The sequence below is a fragment of the Roseixanthobacter psychrophilus genome, assembly GCF_043195195.1.
Taxonomy (GTDB): domain Bacteria; phylum Pseudomonadota; class Alphaproteobacteria; order Rhizobiales; family Xanthobacteraceae; genus NCEH01.
Genome location: NZ_JBAFWT010000133.1, coordinates 1 through 1,324 on the forward strand (window position 1 = coordinate 1; position 1,324 = coordinate 1,324).

At 61.7% G+C, this 1,324-nt stretch carries 1 protein-coding gene; it reads right to left on the reverse strand.

The window, feature by feature from the left end; genetic code table 11:
• A partial coding sequence (locus V5F77_RS28815) for a phage tail tape measure protein (RefSeq protein ID WP_429008475.1) occupies positions 1–1,324 on the reverse strand: 1,324 nt, incomplete at both ends.

The following is a 1,324-nucleotide window of genomic DNA, read 5'->3' on the forward strand; positions in this document are numbered from 1 at the left end:
AATGCCAATGCCGGTGGCGATCACGCCGGCGCCGGCGGCGATGACGGAAAAGACGGGGCCGAGCAGGCCGAGCGCGGTTACCAGAACAAGCGCCCCGCCGCCGAAGGAAAGCACCTTGTCGATCACACCCGGAAAGGCGGCGTCCACCTGCTTGATCCACCCGAGAAGGGCCATAAGACCAGAGTTAATCCACGGGAGGTTTCGCCCGAATGCCAACCCAACCCGCCTGTTCAGCTGCGTTACAATCTCCTGAAAGATGGTGAGCTGCGTTTGCAGGCCCACCATTTGCGTGCCGAAGTCCTTCGCAATTACGTCCAGCCCTGAGTCCTCGATCGCCTTTTTGAATTCGAGATACTTCTGCTTGTTGAGCAGGAACGGCACGAGGAAATCGAGCACCTGAGTATCCTCGAAGAGCTGACCGAGCTTGGTCCGCCCCAGCACCGCCTGGATGCGGCCCTTAACCTCCTGAGCGGCCTGTGCGTCGGTCATGCCGCTCGCCTTAGCCCCCTTGAAGATGTCGTCGATTTCCTTTTGCGATGTACCCGTGACCTTAGAGATTTTCTCCAGCGCCGCTTCGACTGGGTTGATGCCCCGCTTTAGCGCGTCGGTCATCACACCCTGGATATCGACACCCATCTTCTGGAACTTCTTTATCGCATCGGGTGCGAGCACTTTTCCCAGAAAGTTCTTGAGGTTGTTCGCGGCCGTGTCGGGGCTGTCCGTTCCGAACATGGCGACCTGGAGCGCGGCGCCCAGCGTGGAAACAGCCTCCATGCCCGTCACGCCAAGGCCCTTGAGGCTGGCCGCCAGTTCGGGAATCACCTTCGCCATGTTCTTGAACTCAAACCGCCCGAGCTTGCCCGCGACGATCAGTCGGGCGTAGGCGGTCTCCATCTGGTCGGCTTGGATGCCCAGCGTGTTGTTGAGCGCGAAACCCACCTTCGCCACGTCTACAGACGCGGCGCTGGCGGCCTTAGCCACTCGCCCGATGATAGGCATCAAGCGATTGGCAAGACCGTCTTCCATGCCGGACGTTGATAGCGTGTTCAGTGCGTCGCCGAGATCATTGGAGGTAAGGCCGACCTTCAGCGCCAGCTCTTCGAGGCTGGCGGACAGAGCGCGAATGCGTTGTTCTGCGGCCTCGGCGAAGTAGCCGGCTGTAACGATTGTGTCCCGCATCTTCTGTTCGAACGCCGCCGCCGACTGAATCGGCGCCATGAAGGAGATCGCCGCGACCGCCCCGCCCAGCACGCCGATGCGCTTGGCGAGGCCGGAAAGCCGCTCGAACTGCCGCTGGATGCCGCGCAGCGGGGCCGTGAGGCGG